This window comes from Streptomyces sp. NPDC028991, from assembly GCF_055564775.1.
The window spans coordinates 107641-124919 of sequence record NZ_JBVHVP010000003.1; the positions used below are offsets into that span (position 1 = coordinate 107641).

A 17279-nucleotide genomic window follows, 5' to 3' on the forward strand; every position below is an offset into this window, starting at 1 on the left:
TCCATCAAAGGCATCGGAATGCCGTCGGACGTTCAGCATTGAACCCCGGTGCGCAGATGCCAGGCAAGGATTGCCGGCAGCCCTGGCCGATCAGCAGCACTTGACACGTACGGTCCTGACACTGCCGGGCCGGCTCTCCATGCGGTCCCGGTGTCGCCAGTATCGTCCGCGCACCTCGGTGACGACAGGGGTATGCCCCCGGCATCGCCCCCCGGTCCAGGCGCCGGTGCCCGTGCCGGGGGCACCCCCGGTGGACAGGCACCGTTACGCACGGGACCCTGCACCCAGGAAGCGGGGGGACGGCGTCCGGACCGTGCGGAACGGCCGCGCCGGGAGGTCGGATCCGGATGCGACGCCGTCTGCCTCCGTCTCGTCGATCGCGTGCATGGCCTCTGGTGGGAAGAACCCGGGCGGGACGCCTCGGCGCGCCCCGGGGCGGCGAGGCCGGGCCCGGTCCCCGGGGGTGCGCTGGGGGTGACCACTGGGGTGGCAGCGCCCGGCGGTGAGCAGACTCCGTCGTGCCCCAACCGCTGCGCCCCGGAGGTGTGCCCACCCATGTCCGTCCCCTCTAACCCCCTCAGCAGGCGCCGCGCCATGGGCATGGCGGCGGCCGGTGGCGCGGCACTGTCACTCCCGCTGCTGAGCGGATGCAGCGACAACGACACCGGCGAGGCGGCCACGCCCCGCGCCGGCACGCCCGCCGGACCGCGGCGCGGCGGCGCGCTCACCGCCGCCCTGGCCGGGGGTGGCCCGGCCGAGTCCCTCGACCCGTTCTCCGCCGCCAGCCCCGCCGACTTCGCCCGCAACCGCGTCATCTACGACGTCCTGTTCTGGTCGGCGCATGACCAGGTCCAGCCCGGCCTCGCCCTGTCCGCGACCACCGCGCCGGGCGGCACGTCGTTCACCCTCAAGCTCCGCAAGGGCGTCGTGTGGCACGACGGTTCTCCGTTCGGGGCCAAGGACGTCGCCTTCACCCTGCGCTACGTCACCTCGCCCGAGCGCACGTACCCGAGCGAACTGTCCGGCTACCTCGACCCCGGGGGGATCGACGTCCGGGACGACCACACGCTCGTGGTGCCGCTGAGCCGCCCGATCGGGGACCCGGCGGGCCTGCTCGCGGCGAACCAGATCTTCGTCCTGAAGGACGGCACCACGGCCTTCGAGGCCGGCAAGGTCATGGGCACCGGACCGCTCAAGGTCACCGACTTCGCCCCCGGCCGCTCCAGCACGCTGCGCCGCTTCGACGACCACTGGGACGGCGCCCCCTACCTCGACGAGCTGGTGGTGCTCAGCCTCAACGACCCGCAGGCGCGCGTGAACGCGGTCCGCTCGGGCCAGGCCGACTTCGCCGCCGCGCTGCCGTACACGGAGGCCGCGAAGGGGCGCGGCGCCGGGGCCACCGTCGTCCACAAGGGCACCCGCAACGAACGCACCGGCTTCGGGTTCATGCTCTCCACCGGCCGCCCGCCCTTCGACGACCCCCGGGTACGCAAGGCCGTCCGCCTCGCCGTCGACCGCCAGGCCCTCGTCGACACCGTCCTCCTCGGATACGGCGAGGTCGGCAACGACCTGTACGGTGCCGGGGCACAGTACTACGCCGACGATCTGCGGCCCCTGGCCCGCGACCTGGACCAGGCCCGCAGCCTGCTGCGCGCCGCGGGCGCGGAGGGCGCCGAGATCACCGTGCGGTCGGCGGAGATCGAGACCGGCTGCAACGCCTCGGCCGAGCTGTTCGCCGAGCAAATGAAGGACATCGGCCTGAAGGTGAAGGCCCAGACGGTCAGCGCCGCCGAGTTCTTCGACGTCAAGGCGATGGAGTCGGTGGACGCGGTCACCTTCGCCATCTACGCCTTCCCGCTGCAGGCCATCTACACCCGCACCGCGCTGCGGCCCTCGCTCTCGTTCGACGACGCCCGGTTCAAGCGCTCCCTGGCCGACGCGATCGCGGCGCGCGGGGCGGACGAGCGGCAGCAGGCCTGGCGCCGGGTGCAGATGGCCATGCACGACCGGGGCAACTGGGTGGTGTGGGGCTTCGCCGACACCCTCAGCCTCGCGCGTGACCGGGTGCAGGGCATCACCGGCCGCGGCACCGCCAAGTTCCCGTACCTGGGCAAGGCCTGGCTGGCGTGACCGGCGGCCTGCTGCGGTTCGCCGCCCGGCGGCTCGGCGTCTGCGCCGTGCTGCTCGCACTGCTCAGCCTGGTGGTCTTCGTCGGCGTGGACCTGCTGCCCGGGGATCCGGCCACCAGCCGCCTCGGCGACCGGGCCACCCCGGAGCAGCTCGAAGCCGCCCGGGACCGGCTCGGCCTGGACGAGCCGCTCTGGCAGCGGTACACGGAGTGGGCCGGCGGTCTGCTGCGGGGCGACCTCGGCGCCTCGATGCTCAGCGGGGTGCCGGTCCGCTCGCTGATCGCCGACCGGCTCGGCAACTCGGTGCTCCTGGCCGGGCTCACGCTCGCCGCCGTCGTACCGCTGTCGCTGCTGCTCGGCGTCTGGGCCGGGGTGCGGCGCGGGCGGCTGCCCGACCGGACGGTGTCGACCGTGGCGGTCATCCTGGTGGCGCTGCCCGAGTACGTGGTCGCGGGCGTCCTCGTCCTGCTGCTCTCGGTGTGGCTCGGCTGGTTCCCGGCGGTGTCCGTGACTCCGGCGACCGACGGCCTGCCGCTCGATCCGCGGCTCCTCGCGCTGCCGTTGCTGAGTCTGCTGTCCCTGTCGCTCGCCCATGCCGTCCGCGTCATCCGGGCGGCGACGGCGGCCGCCCTGCGCGCCCCGCACGTCGAGACCGCCGGGCTCAACGGAACGCCCCGGCGCGTCGTCCTGCGCCGCGCAGTGCTGCCCGCCGTGCTCCCGGTAGCCGTGCAGATCTGGTGCGTCCTCGGCATCGGCCTGGTGGGCGGTGCCGTCCTGGTGGAGCGGGTCTACGGCTACCCGGGGATCGGTGAACTCCTCGTCGGCTCGGTGCAGTCCGGCGACATTCCCGTCGCCCAGGCCCTCGCCGTGCTGCTCGGTGGCGCGACGCTCCTCGCGCTGGCCGCCGCCGACATCGCCGTCACCCTCACGACGCCCTGGAAGAGGACCACCACCGCCCGGACGCGCACCGCCATGCCTCGCACGAGGACCGCCACGCCCTGGAAGAGGACCGCCACGCCCTGGAAGAGGACCGCGCCATGACCTCCCGCACCACGCACCGGCCGTCCCGGAGCTCGGTCGCCGCCTGCGCCGTGCTGACCGCCGTCATCCTGCTGGCCCTCGTCGGACCGTGGCTGGCGCCGCACTCCCCCACCGAGATCGTCGGACGGCCCTACGCGGCGCCCGGTCAAGGGCTCCTGGGCACCGACCAGTTGGGCCGCGACGTGCTCTCCCGGGTGCTGCACGGCGGCCGCGGCGTGCTGCTGACCGCCACGGTCACCACCGCCGCGGGCGCCGTCCTGGGCGCGGCGGTGGGCCTGACCGCCGCGCTCGCCGCGGTGCGCCGCCCCTGGGTGGACAGCCTGGTCATGCGTCCCATGGACGCGCTGCTCGCCATCCCGCCGCTGCTGCTGCTCCTGCTCTTCCTCACCGCGGCCCCCGGCCGCTGGAGCATCGTCGCGGCCGTCGTCGTGGTCAGTCTCCCGCTGTCCGCGCGGGTCGTCCGGGCGGCGGCGGGGCCGGTCACCCGGCGCGCCCATGTGGAGGCCGCGGTCGCCCGGGGCGAACGGCTCCCGTGGCTGGTCGTCCGCGAACTGCTGCCCTTCGTCGCGGGACCGCTGCTGGCAGACGCCGCCGTCCGCTTCGTCCTCAGCGTCTATCTCGTCGCCGCCGCCGGCTTCCTCGGCCTCGGCACGGGCACCGCCGACTGGGGCGTCCTCATCGCCGACGCCCTGCCCGGCGCGGAACTCCAGCCCTGGGCGCTCGCCGCGCCCGTGCTGCTGGTGGCCCTGCTGGCGGTCGCGGCCAACGTCCTGTCCGACGACATCGCCCGCCGCTCGCGGGCACTCCAGGCATGAGCGCCGGGCAGCGGCCCCTGGTGGCCGTCGAGAAGCTGACCGTCACCGCCGGAGAACGGGTCGTCCTCGACGAGGTGAGCCTGACCCTCGCCGAGGGGGCCGCGATGGGCCTCATCGGGGCGTCCGGCTGCGGCAAGACGACCACGGCCCTCGCCGTGGTCGGCCATCTCCGCGAGGGCATGCGGCGCTCGTCGGGCACGGTACGCGTCCAGGGCACCGAGGTCTTCCCGGCACCACCCTGGCTGCGCGGCCGGACGGTGGCGTACGTCCCCCAGGACCCGGGGCACGCACTCAACCCGTACCGGCGCGTCGGCGCGGCGCTGCTGGACTCCCTGCCGGTGCCGCCCACCCGGCGCGAACGCCCCCGAGCGGTCGCCGAACTGCTGGCCCGCGTCGGGCTGCCCACGGACCGGGACTTCGCCCGGCGCTACCCGCACCAGCTCTCAGGCGGGCAGCAGCAACGCATCGCCCTCGGCATGGCCCTCGGCCGCGCCCCCGCCCTGCTGATCCTCGACGAGCCGACCACGGGCCTCGACCCGGTCACCAAGGAGGGCATCGTCGGCGAACTCCGGCGCATCCACCACACCGGCACGGCCCTGCTGTGGATCAGCCACGACGTCGACACCCTGGCCCGCTCCGTGGACCGGGTGGTCACCATGGTGGCCGGGCGCGTGGAGAGCGACCGGCCGTCCGCCGTACGGGACGGGCGGCGCGGGCCGGTCACCCTGGTCACTCCGCCCGCCGAGGCCCCAGGGGACCCGGGCGACGCACGCCCGGCGGCCCCCGCCCCGGCCGCCCGCACCGGCGAACCGGTGCTCCGCGCGCGGGGCATGACCACCGGCTACTCCGGTGCCCACCCCGTCCTGTCCGACGTGGGCCTCGACGTGGCACCGGGCGAGTGCGTGGCCGTCCTGGGGGTCTCCGGCACCGGCAAGACCACCCTCGGCCGCTGTCTGGCCGGGCTGCACCAACCGCGCGCCGGGACCCTGTCGCTGGACGGCGAGCCCGTGCCGTGGGACGCGCGCCGCCGCGACCGCGCCCAGCGGGCGGCCCTGCAACTGGTGGCGCAGAACCCTGCCGAGGCGCTGCACCCCCGGCAGACCGTGCGCACCGCCCTGGTCCGTCCGCTGCGGCTGCTGCGCGAGACCACCGACCGCGAACGGCTCGCCGCCCAGGTCGACGACCTGCTGCGCACGGTGCGGCTGCGCCCCGAGCACGCGAACCGGCTGCCCGGTGAGCTGTCCGGCGGCGAACGGCAGCGGGTCGCGCTGGCGAGGGCCTTGGCGGCCGGCCCCCGGGTCATCGTCTGCGACGAGAGCACCTCGGCGCTGGATCCCGGCACCGAGGCCGAGATCCTCACGGTGCTCGACGACGCCCGCCGGGAACTGGGCCTGGCGGTCATCCTCATCACCCACAGCCTCGAGGTCGCCGCCCGCGCGGATCGCGTCCTCACCGTGGCCGCCTGCCGCATCACGGAGGGCACCGCACCACCGCCCGGCCTTCACCTTCCCGTGACCGTCCCGTCTCGTCCGGTCCGGGCGGACGGCGGCCGGGCGGACGGTCGCCCGCGGGACGCGGCCGACGGGCGATGGTGAGACCGGTCCAGAGCGTGCGGACGTCTGCCCGTAGTCAGCGCCGAACCAGCACGGGAGTCGGCACCGCACCGTCGAATCCCCCCGGACCACCCGTCCCGGACGGAACGCGTTCCGCCCACCACCAAGCCCCTGAACCGCCGTTCCGCACCCCCCGGCAACCTCAAGCGCATCGTCGCCGCCTCCCTCATCGGCACCACCGTCGAGTGGTACGACAACTCATCCGATCAGGGCTAGGACCTGCGGGTTTCCATGATTCCGGCCTTCGAAGTCAGCACGGCACCAACGCCGTCGCTTCTGGACACCGCAACACCCTCGGCGTCATCTTCCGCAACGCCCGCTGAGTCCGCCTCCGGCCGCATGACGGCACCCGAAGGCTGAAGACCCTCGAACGCACCCAGCTCCGCCCCCTTACGGGGGGGGGCGGAGCGACTTCCTCGCCCGGGTTCGACCTGCGGAACCGGTCAGGATCGCTCCGCCGTGGCGAGGAGAGCCAGGGCGGCCTGGCAAGCCAGCTCACCCGCCCGCGCGGAGCTGTGATGGTCGGCCACGACGGTGGCACCCTCCGCAAGAATGAGCAGTTGCAGCGCGAGGCGGTGCGGGTCGTCGGCGCCGGCTCCCTCGGCGATGCCGATGAGCAGCTCGAGGTAACGCTCGACGTGGCGCGCGGCGATGGCGCGGACGGCGTCAGTGTGGTGCTGCGTGGCAGCGTTGATCAACGCGCAGCCGCGGAATTCAGGACCGTCGTACCATCCCTGAAGAGCCCGGAACAGGGCCGTGAGCTGGTCGGCAGGACGGTCTCCGCTCGATGAGACCGTATCCGTCAGCCAGTGGATGACCCGGTCGCTTCGCGTGTCGAGCACCGCGTGCACCAGCCCGTCCTTGGTGCCGAAGTGCCGGTAGAGCGTCTCCTTGGACACGCCAAGACGTGCGCAGAGCTCCGCCACCCCGATGCCGTCCAGCCCTCGCTCGTACAGCACCTGGGTGGCCGCGTGCACGATCGTGGCGCGGGTTCGCTCGGGATCGATGGTCGAACCTTTGGCAACAGGCATGAGGTGATGGTACCAACCGGTTCGATCATCGTGCTAGCCTCAGATGGTACTGATCGGTTCGATCCCTGGAGTGGGTATGGCCACCGCCGCGCCACTGGCCTGGACCGCCCTTCTGTGCGCCGGCCCGGCCGTGCTTTCGGCGATCCCGGGCAGGCCGGAACCCCGCACAGCTGCTCTCGACGCTGAATAACCGTGCGGTTCTCGCAGCACCACCGTGGGAGGAGAAGAGCCTATGACGACGAATCTTTCGCACTCGCGGCCCCAGTGGCACGAGGGTGAGGAAGCCATACACCGGCTTCTCGAGGTGCCGTACGAATTCAATCCCACAGCTCCCGGGCTGCCCGTGGAGTACGTGCCCTGGATGACGCAGAGCCCTCTCATCGCACTGGGGGCGGTCGACCGGAACGGCCGCGTATGGACAACAGTGCTCGGCGGGCAACCAGGTACCACGCTTCCCTTGGCCAGAGGCGTGTTGAAGGTGACTTCGCTGGCTCACGTCGCACACCAGCCCGGGGGACAAAGTGCGGGCACGCTCGGATATGACCCGACACTGGAGGCGCTTTTCTCCGACGATGACGGCCACATGCACCGAGCAAACAGCGAGGAGCAGGACAGGGACGAGGAAGGGCGCGACCGCGACGGGATCCTCGTCAGGCACGAGGACGGGGGAAGGCTGGCCGCCGGCCTGGTGATCGACCTGGAAACCAGGACACGGGTCAAGATTGCCGGGAGGGTGCTCGGCGGAGCTGTTCTAGCCAGGCCGTCGGAGAAAAATACGGTGGCCTGGAGGGCCAGGGGGCCTGCGGAAGTGCAGGTCGCCCTCGCCGTGGACGAGACGCTGGGGAACTGCCCGAAATACCTCAACAGGAAAACAGTCCAGCCTCATGAGGCATCTCCTCACCTGGTCAGCGACCGGCTCCCACTGCCGCCCGAGGCGGTGCAACTCATCGCCAAATCCGACCTATTTTTCATCTCAAGCAGGCACGGCGCTGAGAGCATGGACACCAACAACCGAGGCGGGGCTCCCGGGTTCGTGCGAGTACACACGAACTCCGACACAGACGGTGTCGTCCTGGTGTATCCCGAGTATTCAGGGAATCGCCTCTTCCAAACATTGGGAAACATCAAGTCCGACCCTGTCGTGGGAATTACCTTTCCCGACTTCGAAACCGGCGACGTCCTCTACCTGACAGGACGGGCAGAGATCTTGGCCCGCGCCGACGCCACATCCGTGATCCCGCACAGCAAGCTCGCTGTCCGCGTACGGGTGGAGGCAGCTCGATTCGTGAAGGACGGGCTGCCGTTCCGTGGGCAACTGCTGGACCAGTCGCCCTACAACCCGCCGGTACGCAGGTTGGCTCACGAAATCAGCGGAGCGGAGTCTGGTTCAACCGACAACGTCGACGCGGACGGCCGACCGGTGGGGAAAGCGACGGCGACATTGATCCGCGCACACCATCTGACGCCGACGATCTCGCGATACACCTTCCGACTCGCCCCCGACCTGTCCACCCCACAGTCGAACGCAGAGTTCCAGCAGCTCGAACCATGGCGCGCAGGGCAACACGTCACCCTTGACTTCTCCGCCACGCTCGATCGCGGATGGTCACACATGCGCGACCACGACCCCCGGTCACTCAACGACGATTACATCAGGACCTTCACCATTTCGAGCCCAGCGCTTCCCACCCGTGAAGCACTTGAAGCCCTTGAAGAATGCACCGCAGGAACGGAACACCGTGGGCCGCTGAGCGAGGCCGAATTCGACGTCACTGTCCGGAGGAACGGGCCAGTCACGTCACTCCTGGCCAAATGGAATCCCGGTGCACCGCTTTCCGCCACCGTTTTGGGCTTCGGTGGCGAAGAAGAGGTGAGATACGCCGAGGCAGCCAACGGGTCGCGCACCGATGACGACATCATCGTGGTGGCTGCTGGAGTAGGAATCACACCTCTCATGGCGCAGGCGCAGCCCGTACTGGATTCCGGCCGGAGGGTGAGAATCCTCTGGAGCCTGAAAGCGGATGACCTGCCGCTAGCAGTCGACGTCCTGGAAAAAGTCGACGGTCTGGGAGCGGTAACGGAGCTGTTCGTGACCCGATCGGTCGACGGGAAACAAAATGCAGAAATCGACAGGATCCGCTGGCTCGGCACAGTGGTACGCACCCGACGCATCCAGAAGAACGACGTTCTGACCAAGACCACAGCGGGTCGGCGGCGGTTCTATGTGTGTACAGGTTCCGACCTGAGGAGGTCGGTCCTGGAATGGACGGCAGGAGAATACCTGCGGTTCGAGAAGTTCGACTACTGACACAGGCCCGGTCAACCTCCCCCGGAACCCGTCCACAGGGTGGGTGAGGCCAGTTGGCGCCTCGCCTTCGCCCATCCCGGGAAGACCGCAGGTGCCGTTCTCGAAACAGCAGAAAGGCAGGGTTGAGATGACTACGTCGTCGCCGCAGCCGGGCGCCCGAATCGTGGGTGTGGGCCACTTTCAGCCCCCGCGGGTGGTGAGCAACGACGAGATCGCGCGCATGGTCGATACCAACGACGAATGGATCAGACAGCGCGTCGGGATCGTCAGCCGGCGCTTCGCGGACACTGAGTCCGTCGCGGACATGGCGTCCGAGGCAGCCCGCGCCGCTCTCGCCGATGCCCGTGTCCATGCTGAAGAAGTCGACCTGGTGATCGTCGCGACCTGCTCGAATGTGAACCGCTCACCCAGTACGGCGGGGAGAGTCATCGAGTCCCTGGGCCTGACGGACGCAGCAGGGTTCGACGTCAATGCCGCCTGCTCCGGATTCGTCCACGCACTGGAGACTGCCCGGCAACTACTCGCCGGCGGCGCCACCCGCACCGCCATCGTAGTCGGCGCCGAGCGGATGACAGACGTCACCGACTTCACCGACCGCTCCACCTGCATCCTCGTCGGTGATGGCGCAGGTGCCGTTGTCCTCCGCGCGAGCGCGCACGACACATTCGGACCCATCGTCTGGGGCACCGTGCCCGGCCTCGCCGACGCGGCGCGCATTGAAGCCCCGGGAGGCACTTTCGCTCAGGAAGGCCGCAAGGTGTTCCGCTGGGCGATCACAGAAGCCGCCCCTCACGCCAGAAAAGCGCTGGAAGCCGCGAACCTCCGCCCCGACCAGCTCGCGGCGTTCATCCCGCATCAGGCAAATCTCCGCATCGTCGAGCACCTTGCCGACCAACTTCAGTTGACAGACGCGGTCATCGCAACCGATGTCCAGGAATCGGGTAACACGTCCGCAGCGAGTATCCCCCTGGCTCTGTCCAAACTACTCCACCAGCACTCGATCCCGCCCGGCGCGCCCCTTCTCCTCTTCGGCTTCGGCGGGGGCTTCTCCTACGCGGGCCTCGTCGTCGCCGCACCGCAACGTCCGTCCGAAGAGGGCAGCTCGTGACGGTTCTCCCCGTACTTGCTGCTCGTCGCTACCGCGGCCTCGTCGGCCCGCTCTGCTCTGCCGTCTTCTCCTGCGACGGCGTTTGTTGAGGACGAGTCCAGGACCTCGATGACGCCGCCGATCGGGTACCGGCTGCCGCTGCGCTGGAGGCCATCGATGAGGGCCTGGACGGCGACCGGGCACAGGCCGCGGTCGCCGCGCTGTACGTCGGGCCACAGCGGGCGGCACGTCGAGGTGACGGTCTGGAAGGGGTCGCACATGGACCAGAAGTACTTCCTGTGCAGCGACGTCAACTTCAACTGACACCAGCGGGACCCAGCTGAACGACACCACGGCACACCGGCCCCGCGAGGCACACACCTCGCGGGGCCTTCTCCCTCTCTCTCACCGGTCGGCTGCCGCGGCCGGACCGGTCGCCTACTGCCCACAACCGTGTCCATGCCGCTGCCGGGCACCGCGGAGCTCCTTCGAAACCGGGCCGTCGAGCACCGCAACTCGCCGCTATCGCAGCACCTTCAACACCGCCAGGGAGAGTCGCTCCGCGGTCGGCCGGGGGTCCCCGCCGGGGAGGATGAGGTGGCTGATGGTCATGCGTACGGCGATGTCCGCGGCCACGTCGACGAGTTCCTCGTCCCGCTCCGGGAAGCGTTCCGTGAGCCAGGCGCGGAGCAGGCTCTGAGCCGCGTCGAAGATGGGGTCCGCGCGTGCGGTGAGGTAGGGCAGCAGGCTGTCGGAGCCTTCCCGGGCGGCCATGACGACGGCGCTGACGAGCGGATTGCGATGGGCTTCGGTGAGGACGAAGTGGACAGCCGCCTCCAAGGAGGCACGGGTGTCCGGTTGCCCGGGGTTGAGCGCGCCGGCCACCCTCTCCAGGAACTCGTGGGTCTCCCTCACCACCAGGGCGCGCCCGAGACCGGCCCGGTTGCCGAACTCCTTGTAGACCGAGGGGCGGGAGACCTTGGCCGCCGCGGCGACGGCCGACAGGCTCACCTGGTCCCAACCCGAGGCACAGGTCAGGTCGCGTGCGGCGTCCAGTACGCGTTGTCTCATGTGCTTGCGCCATGCGACGCGCGGCGGATCGGGTACCACTGCACCGGTGTCAAGGGTCTTCGTCCTGTTCGTGTGCGCCGCCATGAGGCAAGTCTGGCAGGCTCGCGCGAGGTGGGGGCATGCCGGTGGGCGGGGGTCCGTTACCCGGCCGGCGTGAGGTCCGCTGCCCGGGCGGGGGGTGCCCGGGCAGCGGGGATCGGGTGGGGTCCGGAGGGGTCAGGCGCGCTTGCGGCGGATCAGGAGCATGATGCCTCCGCCGAGCGCGACCGCCGCTGCGCCCACCCCGAGGGGTACGGCCAGTTCAGCCCCGGTCTCGGCCAGCCCCTCGCTGTCGCCGGCGGCCCTGGCGTCGTTGCCCGTGCCGGTTTCCCTCGTCTCCTCCGCGGGGCTCGCCGCCTGCCCCTCGGACTGTTCGGTTGCCTGGTCTCCGGGCTCCTGCGCAGAGCCGTCGCCCTGGGCCGCCGCCGCGGGAGCGGTGCTGGGCGTCGCCCCCTTCGTGGTGGTGAAGGCGTAGGCGCCGCGGTCGGGTGCCGCCGAGGATCGGCGGGCGCCGGTGATGTCCGTGGTGACCTCGGGCAGCTGCTTGCCCGAGCCGATGGCGGGAGAGCCCTTGCTCAGCCGGAAGTCGGCTCCGGCGCCATGGCCGGGCTTGACGAACCGGGGGTCGGCGATGATGTCGTGCGGGCCCTTCACCTCGGGAGCCTTGCCGCCGTAGTAGACGTTGTAGTCGTAGGTGACGCCGACGTTCTTGCTCTTGGAGTTCGTCGCCTGGCCCGGTCGGCCGTAGGCCACGTTGTTCAGGATCCTGACGTCCTTGCTGTCGTGGGCGAAGATGTTGGCGTAGCTCTCCATGCGGGTGCTGCGGCCGTTCTGGTACGCCGTGTTGTGCAGGATGTCCACGTGCTGGCTCTTGAAGGAGTGGATGCCCGAGCCGCCGTTGTTGTAGGACACGTTGTTGGCGACCAGGACCCGTCCCTGGTAGTCGGGACCGCTCTCACCCGCCTTGGCCTTGTCCTTGAGGGTGTCGATGATGATGCCGTTACCGTCCGAGTAGCACTTGCAGCGCTCCCACTTCACCTTCGTCTCGTTGTCGTGGACGGTGTTGTTGGTTACGCGGATCTTGTACGTGCGGGAATCGCCCCGGTCGCTGTCGCGGGCGGCCAGGATCGAGATGCCGCTGGTGGCGAAGACGGTGTACCACGAGGTCGAGTAGACGTGGTTGCGGTCGATGGTCATGTGGTCGGCGCCGCGTGAGCCGATGCCCAGGCCAGGGCAGTGGTGGACGGTGTTGCCGACGATGTCGATGTGGTGGGGTCTGGCGCCCGACGACTTGTTCGGCTCGGCCCAGATGCAGTTGGTGTTGAACTTGCCGTTCTTGGTGCTCGCGCCGCGCTCGGCCTCCGCCGGCGAGATGTTGGCGCTGTTGCCCTTGACCTCCAGCCCGCGGACGACGATGTGCGAGGCTCCGCTGATGCGGATGCCGTTCCAGGCGGCGACGGGGTTGATGACCGGGCGGTGTCCGGGATGCGCCTGGAAGGTGATCGGTGCCCCGGCCTGTCCGGAGCGGGAGATCACCAAGACGTCCGCTCCGCCCGGGCGCTCCGTGTAGGTGCCGTTCATGAGGGAGACAGTGTCCCCGGGTGCCGTGCTGTCCGCGGCCTTCTGCGGGGTGCGGAAGGGTTCGGCCGGCGAGGTTCCCGAGTTCGAGTCGGAGCCGTTGGGGCTGACGTAGTACGTCCGGGAAGCGGCCTGCGCCGCCGGTGGACCGGCGAGACCCAGAGGGATCGCCGATCCGACGAGTAGCGCTGACATCGCGTATACGCCTGTGCGTTTCATTGCTGCCTTTTCTTCGAGGATTCTCGAGCGGACGCCACGGGGCCCCGTCCGGTCCCGATCGGAGCCGACGGGGAGCCGTTCGTGCGCACAAGACCTCACGAGCGGTCTTCGGGAGAGACACCGCTGCACGCGCCCGTGGCTCGCCGGAGAAGCTCCGGGAAGCCTCCCGCCCGGCGCTGCCTGGCGGTCGTTCTCCTGGGATCTCCTCCGCGCTGGGCTCGTCGGGGCGCGGTGCCGCGCGATCGTCGAGCCCGGCGGGCGCCGGTGCGCGGGATCGCGGAGCGCCGGCAGCGCGACGCGTCACGGCTGCCCACCCGCGGTGTCGCCCACCAAATGCGCTGCGTGGGGGGCGAGTTGCGTGAGTGACGGTGGCAGATCTCCACTTCGAACGCAAGACCGGTCAGGCTGTCAACGTTCTGACGGGACGTCAGCTAGCGGCTTTTTCACGAAGATGACACCAAGGGGTTGCATGCTGGCATCGTGGTATACCAGCATGCCGCTATGCCAAGCATCGAATATGAGACACCCGACGCGACGCCTCCCGCCCCCGCGGCGCTGCCTCCGCTGAGACAGCCGGCCTCCCGCACGGACCGGGTGCGCGACGCGCTGCGGCAAGCGATTCTCGACGGCGCGCTGCCTCCCGGGCGGGCGCTGGTCGAGCGTGAGCTCGCCGAGTCGTACGGCGTGTCGAAGACCCCGGTGCGTGAGGCGCTCAAGCAGTTGCAGTCGACCGGGCTGGTGGAGATCAACGCCTACCAGGGGGTGAGCGTCCGGCAACCCGACGAGAAGCTGGTGCGGGAGCTGTACGCCGCCCGGAGCGCGGCCGAACCGGAGGCGGTGCGGCTCGCCGCCGAGGAACACGGAGCCGTGGCGTACCCTGCCGCGCGGCGTGCGCTCGCCGAAGCGGCCGCGCTGATCGGTTCCGGGGAGACCCAGGGGCTCGGTGTCGCCAACCGGCGCTTCCACCGGGAGCTGTACACCGCGTGCGACAACAGCTTCCTGTGCGGGTTCCTGGACCAGTTGCAGGACCTGACCGCGTTCGTGGCGGGCCTGGGCTGGCGACTGCGGGCGACCTTCGAGGAGGAGGCGGCGGAACATGCCGCGATCCTGGCGGCCATGGAGCAGGGCGCCGCCGAGCGGGCCGAGCAGCTGACCCGGGCCCACATCCGCAAGGCTCAGCGGATCCTGTCCGGTGCGCTGGGAGACGAACGGTGATCACCGAGGTCTTCGCCCACCCGGTGTCGTTCCGCCGCGATCCGCGGGCGGAGGCCGAACGGCTGCGCGCCGCGGGCGTGGACCGGGTCCGCCTGGCCTACGCCTACCACGGAGGACGCTGGCTGCTGACGACCAGCGATCCCGCGGCCGTGGTGGACTTCCCCGCCGGCCGCTGGTTCTCCCGGCAGTTCTCCCGGCAGCGGAGGGCCGGGGACGACGAGCCCCGCCTGTCCCTGCCCGTCCTCGGCGACGAGGCGACCGCCGCGGCCGCGGCCCTGGTCGACTCCGGGGTCGGGGTGACCGGCTGGCTGGTGGGGCTCCACCAGTCACACCCGGCCACCGCCCGGCCGGGCCTGGCGCTGCGCAACGCGTTCGGCCACCCGTACCGGCACGCGCTGTGTCCCGCCCAGCCGGAGGTGGTTCACCACGCCCGCGACCTGGTCGCGGAGACCGCCGGGCAGCCGGGAGTGAGCGGCCTGGAGTTGGAGGCGTTCGGCTACCTGGGCTGGCAGCATCAAAGCGCGCACGACAAGTTCGGCGTGGCGCTGAGGCCGGTCGACCGCTGGCTTCTCTCCCTCTGCTTCTGTTCCGCCTGTGCCGCCCGGCTCCGCGAAGCGGGCGTCGACCACGCCGAGGCGGCCGCCAGAACACGGGCCACCGTGCTCGGGCAACTGGCCGATCCACGACCGGCCGGGAGCAGCATCGCCGAGGACGCCGGCACCGCGCTGGGCCAGGACCTGCACCACTCGATCGTCACCGTACGGGCCGACGTGACCACCGCTCTCGTACGGGCGGCGGCCGAGGCGGCGGCGGGGCTGCCGCTCTCCGTCCGGGCCACCGAAGACCGCTACGCGTGCGACGGAAAGTCCTCCGGCGACCTGCGGGCACTGGCCTCGGCCGCGGGCTCGCTCACGGTCACCAACCTGGCCGGCGACGGTTCGGGCCTGCTACGGGATCTCGCCGCGGCGGGCCGCACCGGGGCACGTGTCTCGGCCGGCTGGCACCTGGGCGCCGCGCAGACCCGCGGCGAGGAGGAACTCATGGACATCGCCCGGCAGGCCCGCTCGCACGGTGCGAGCGCCCTCGTCCTGTACGCCTACGACCTCTTTCCCGCACCGCGCCTGGACTGGCTCCGCCGCCTGCCGCGCGACCCGTCGGCCGGTGACACGGCCACGTTCCACAGCCCACACGACAGACAAACGGAGCCGGCAAGATGACCGGATACCTGATACGCCGCCTACTGCAACTGATACCCGTCGTCCTGGTCGTGTCGATGGTGCTGTTCCTCCTGCTGCGCCTGATGCCGGGAGACCCCACCCTGGACATCCTGGGCGAGGAGGCGAGCGCCGAGGACCGTGCGGCACTGCGTGCCGATCTCGGCCTGGACGCCCCCCTGTGGCGTCAGTTCGTCGACTGGATCGGCGGCACCGCCCGCGGAGACCTCGGCGCCTCCTGGCTCACCGGCGAGGAGGTCGGCGCCGTACTCGGCGAGCGGCTCGCCGCGACGGTGGAACTGGGCGTCATCGCCCTGCTCTTCGCCCTGTTCATCGGTATCCCCGCCGGTGTCCTCGCCGCCGTCAAGCGGCGCACGCCCACCGACACCGCGCTCAACTCGGCCGGTCTGCTGGCCCTGTCGGCACCCCACTTCTACCTGGCCGCGCTGCTCATCCTGGTCTTCGCGCTGTGGCTGGAAGTGCTGCCCCCGTCCGGGTTCGTGCCGTTCACCGAGGACCCGGTGGAAAACCTGCGGCACATGGCGCTGCCGGCGATCACCATCGGCTCCACCATCGCGGCCGTCACCATGCGCCAGACCCGCGCCGCGCTGCTGGCCGCGTTCAACGAGGACTACATCCGTACCGCGGAAGCCAGCGGCCTCTCCCGCCGCCGGATCGTCGGTGTCTACGCCCTGCGCAACGCCGTCGTGCCCGTCGTGACCGTCGTGGCCCTGCAGATCGGCGCCCTGATGAGCGCCACCGTGGTCACCGAGACCGTCTTCACCGTCCCCGGCATGGGCACCCTGATCGTCGACGGCATCTTCAGCCGGGACCTGCCCATCGTGCAGGGCGCCGTCCTGGTGGTCGTGGTCTTCGTCCTCCTGGTGAACCTGCTGGCCGACCTGATCTACGCGTGGCTCGACCCGCGCATCACGTACTGACAGGAGCGACGATGGCCACCGAAACCCTAGCGCCGGCCTCGCGCCGCCCGGTCCTCGACCGCCTGCGCCGCGACCGCCGCGCCCAACTCGCCCTGCCGATCCTGCTGTTGCTGGCCCTGGCCGCCGCGGCCCGGCCCTTCATGACCGAGCGCATGCGCGCCACCGACACCGACCGCCTCCTCACCGGGCCCAGTGCACGGCATCTGCTGGGCACCGACGAACTCGGCCGGGACGTACTGGCCCGCGTCACGGCGGGGGCACTCGTGACCGTCGAGGTCGCCACCGTCACCGTGGGCGCGGCCCTCGTGGCGGGCACCGTCCTCGGACTGCTGGCCGGATACCGCGGTGGATGGCTGGACGCCGTCATCATGCGGGTCTCCGACGGACTGCTCGCCTTCCCGCTGCTCGTGCTCGCGCTCACCGTGGTCGCCGCGCTCGGCCCGGGGCTGCGCAACGCGCTCATCGCCATCGCCGTGGTGACCACTCCCCGCTTCGCCCGGGTCGTGCGCGGGGAGGTGCTGTCCCTGCGGACCCGGGAATGGGTGTCCGCCGCCCGCATCGTGGGCGTACCGCAGTCCGCCATCATGCGCCGCCACCTGCTCCCGCATCTCGCCGGCACCCTGCTGGTCTTCGCCGCGCTCCAGGTCTCCACCGCCATCATGGCCGAGGCCGCCCTCAGCTTCCTCGGCCTGAGCGTCCAGCCCCCGCAGCCCAGCTGGGGTGCCATGGTGGCCAGCGGCACCGACCACCTCAGCGCCAGCTGGTCACTGAGCGTCTTCCCCGGCCTGGCCATCCTGCTCACGGTCGCCGCGTTCAACATGCTCGCCGACGCCCTGCGCGACGCCCTCGACACCCACCGGCCGCAGCTGACGCCGCCGCGCTGACCCACCGGGCCACGCCCTTCCCCGGCGGACTGTCTTCCCGGGCCCTCGACGGGCGGATCTCCCGCCGCCCCCCCTCCACCTCCAGCACCAGCAC

13 protein-coding genes and 1 pseudogene are annotated in these 17279 nt (G+C 71.0%); 11 read left to right on the forward strand and 3 right to left on the reverse strand.

Features of this window, described 5'->3' with window-relative positions; genetic code table 11:
* Window positions 1–555: 555 nt before the first annotated feature.
* Genes ACZ4V1_RS08055 through ACZ4V1_RS08070 form a run of 4 tightly spaced genes read left to right on the forward strand, consistent with a single transcriptional unit; the run spans window position 556 to window position 5580 of the window.
* Window positions 556–2130 (forward strand): ABC transporter substrate-binding protein, encoded by a 1575-nt coding sequence (locus ACZ4V1_RS08055; RefSeq protein WP_468331142.1) that lies wholly within the window; start codon window positions 556–558, stop codon window positions 2128–2130.
* Window positions 2127–3170 (forward strand): ABC transporter permease, encoded by a 1044-nt coding sequence (locus tag ACZ4V1_RS08060; RefSeq protein ID WP_468331146.1) that lies wholly within the window; start codon window positions 2127–2129, stop codon window positions 3168–3170. Before ACZ4V1_RS08055 ends, ACZ4V1_RS08060 begins: the two co-directional genes overlap by 4 nt.
* Window positions 3167–3985 carry an ABC transporter permease gene (locus ACZ4V1_RS08065; RefSeq protein ID WP_468331149.1) on the forward strand — a complete coding sequence of 273 codons (819 nt, stop codon included), beginning with the start codon at window positions 3167–3169 and terminating at the stop codon, window positions 3983–3985. The genes ACZ4V1_RS08060 and ACZ4V1_RS08065 overlap by 4 nt, the downstream gene beginning before the upstream one ends.
* A complete protein-coding gene (locus ACZ4V1_RS08070; protein WP_468331151.1) occupies window positions 3982–5580 on the forward strand; it encodes an ABC transporter ATP-binding protein in 1599 nt (532 codons plus the stop codon). The genes ACZ4V1_RS08065 and ACZ4V1_RS08070 overlap by 4 nt, the downstream gene beginning before the upstream one ends.
* 461 nt (window positions 5581–6041) lie before the next feature.
* Here the strand turns inward: ACZ4V1_RS08070 and ACZ4V1_RS08075 are convergent, their stop codons facing one another.
* The gene (locus ACZ4V1_RS08075) at window positions 6042–6629 is read right to left on the reverse strand and encodes a TetR/AcrR family transcriptional regulator (protein ID WP_468331154.1); all 588 of its coding nucleotides are present in this window, start codon (window positions 6627–6629) and stop codon (window positions 6042–6044) included.
* Between the two features lie 232 nt (window positions 6630–6861).
* Between ACZ4V1_RS08075 and ACZ4V1_RS08080 the strand changes: the two genes are divergently transcribed.
* The 3 genes and pseudogenes from ACZ4V1_RS08080 to ACZ4V1_RS08090 form a co-directional block, all read left to right on the forward strand.
* Window positions 6862–8937 carry a hypothetical protein gene (locus ACZ4V1_RS08080; protein ID WP_468331157.1) on the forward strand — a complete coding sequence of 692 codons (2076 nt, stop codon included), beginning with the start codon at window positions 6862–6864 and terminating at the stop codon, window positions 8935–8937.
* Window positions 8938–9064: 127 nt separating this feature from the next.
* Window positions 9065–10045, forward strand: a complete 981-nt coding sequence (locus tag ACZ4V1_RS08085) for a beta-ketoacyl-ACP synthase 3 (RefSeq protein ID WP_468332291.1) — start codon at window positions 9065–9067, stop codon at window positions 10043–10045.
* 195 nt (window positions 10046–10240) lie between these two features.
* Window positions 10241–10348 (forward strand): annotated as a pseudogene (locus ACZ4V1_RS08090) (cellulose-binding protein); the annotation flags it as partial.
* Between the two features lie 198 nt (window positions 10349–10546).
* Here ACZ4V1_RS08090 and ACZ4V1_RS08095 read toward each other — a convergent pair.
* Entirely contained in the window at window positions 10547–11095 is a 549-nt protein-coding gene (locus tag ACZ4V1_RS08095; RefSeq protein WP_468331160.1) for a TetR family transcriptional regulator, read from the reverse strand.
* Between the two features lie 216 nt (window positions 11096–11311).
* A complete protein-coding gene (locus ACZ4V1_RS08100) occupies window positions 11312–12931 on the reverse strand; it encodes a right-handed parallel beta-helix repeat-containing protein (RefSeq protein ID WP_468331163.1) in 1620 nt (539 codons plus the stop codon).
* A gap of 501 nt (window positions 12932–13432) precedes the next feature.
* Between ACZ4V1_RS08100 and ACZ4V1_RS08105 the strand changes: the two genes are divergently transcribed.
* The 4 genes from ACZ4V1_RS08105 to ACZ4V1_RS08120 are packed head-to-tail and all read left to right on the forward strand — an operon-like array spanning window position 13433 to window position 17185.
* Window positions 13433–14146 (forward strand): GntR family transcriptional regulator, encoded by a 714-nt coding sequence (locus ACZ4V1_RS08105; RefSeq protein ID WP_468331166.1) that lies wholly within the window; start codon window positions 13433–13435, stop codon window positions 14144–14146.
* Window positions 14143–15363: a hypothetical protein gene (locus tag ACZ4V1_RS08110; RefSeq protein ID WP_468331168.1), complete on the forward strand. Its 1221-nt coding sequence runs from the start codon at window positions 14143–14145 to the stop codon at window positions 15361–15363. Before ACZ4V1_RS08105 ends, ACZ4V1_RS08110 begins: the two co-directional genes overlap by 4 nt.
* Window positions 15360–16301 (forward strand): ABC transporter permease, encoded by a 942-nt coding sequence (locus tag ACZ4V1_RS08115; RefSeq protein WP_468331171.1) that lies wholly within the window; start codon window positions 15360–15362, stop codon window positions 16299–16301. The genes ACZ4V1_RS08110 and ACZ4V1_RS08115 overlap by 4 nt, the downstream gene beginning before the upstream one ends.
* Before the next feature lie 11 nt (window positions 16302–16312).
* Window positions 16313–17185 (forward strand): ABC transporter permease, encoded by an 873-nt coding sequence (locus ACZ4V1_RS08120; protein ID WP_468331174.1) that lies wholly within the window; start codon window positions 16313–16315, stop codon window positions 17183–17185.
* The last annotated feature ends 94 nt before the right edge of the window (window positions 17186–17279 follow it).

What these genes read in the sequence shown, in the direction of transcription:
- ACZ4V1_RS08055 (WP_468331142.1), top strand. Translation starts at nt 556, where the DNA reads ATGTCCGTCCCCTCTAACCCCCTCAGCAGGCGCCGCGCCATGGGCATG.
- ACZ4V1_RS08065 (WP_468331149.1), top strand. Translation starts at nt 3,167, where the DNA reads ATGACCTCCCGCACCACGCACCGGCCGTCCCGGAGCTCGGTCGCCGCC.
- ACZ4V1_RS08070 (WP_468331151.1), top strand. Translation starts at nt 3,982, where the DNA reads ATGAGCGCCGGGCAGCGGCCCCTGGTGGCCGTCGAGAAGCTGACCGTC.
- ACZ4V1_RS08075 (WP_468331154.1), bottom strand. Translation starts at nt 6,629, where the DNA reads ATGCCTGTTGCCAAAGGTTCGACCATCGATCCCGAGCGAACCCGCGCC.
- ACZ4V1_RS08080 (WP_468331157.1), top strand. Translation starts at nt 6,862, where the DNA reads ATGACGACGAATCTTTCGCACTCGCGGCCCCAGTGGCACGAGGGTGAG.
- ACZ4V1_RS08085 (WP_468332291.1), top strand. Translation starts at nt 9,065, where the DNA reads ATGACTACGTCGTCGCCGCAGCCGGGCGCCCGAATCGTGGGTGTGGGC.
- ACZ4V1_RS08095 (WP_468331160.1), bottom strand. Translation starts at nt 11,095, where the DNA reads ATGAGACAACGCGTACTGGACGCCGCACGCGACCTGACCTGTGCCTCG.
- ACZ4V1_RS08100 (WP_468331163.1), bottom strand. Translation starts at nt 12,931, where the DNA reads ATGAAACGCACAGGCGTATACGCGATGTCAGCGCTACTCGTCGGATCG.
- ACZ4V1_RS08105 (WP_468331166.1), top strand. Translation starts at nt 13,433, where the DNA reads ATGCCAAGCATCGAATATGAGACACCCGACGCGACGCCTCCCGCCCCC.
- ACZ4V1_RS08115 (WP_468331171.1), top strand. Translation starts at nt 15,360, where the DNA reads ATGACCGGATACCTGATACGCCGCCTACTGCAACTGATACCCGTCGTC.
- ACZ4V1_RS08120 (WP_468331174.1), top strand. Translation starts at nt 16,313, where the DNA reads ATGGCCACCGAAACCCTAGCGCCGGCCTCGCGCCGCCCGGTCCTCGAC.